Raw genomic sequence first — 278 nt, forward strand, 5'->3', positions numbered from 1 at the left:
CTTTAGCTTCAGCCTCCGCTTGTGCTTTAGCCTCAGCTTCTTCTTTCACTTTGGCTTCAGCTTCTGCCTTTGCTTTAGCCTCAGCTACACCCTGTTCCTTTTTTTTCTCTTCTTTCTTTGTTTCGGCATTTTCCTCTTTGCTAGTTGTTTCATTTGATGAACAAGCTGCAAGGAAAACTAATAAAAACGCCATAAATAAGTAGGTTAATTTCTTCATAAATTGTCCCCTTTTTGTAAATATCTGTAGAAATACCAATACTATTATACTACTAAAATAC

Annotated in this window: 1 pseudogene; it reads right to left on the reverse strand. The window is 36.0% G+C overall.

From position 1 onward, the window contains the following. Positions 1-217, reverse strand: a pseudogene (locus V7150_RS24685) (hypothetical protein); the annotation flags it as partial. Positions 218-278 lie beyond the last annotated feature (61 nt).

The sequence above is a fragment of the Neobacillus drentensis genome, assembly GCF_036965245.1.
Classification (GTDB): domain Bacteria; phylum Bacillota; class Bacilli; order Bacillales; family Cytobacillaceae; genus Neobacillus; species Neobacillus drentensis_G.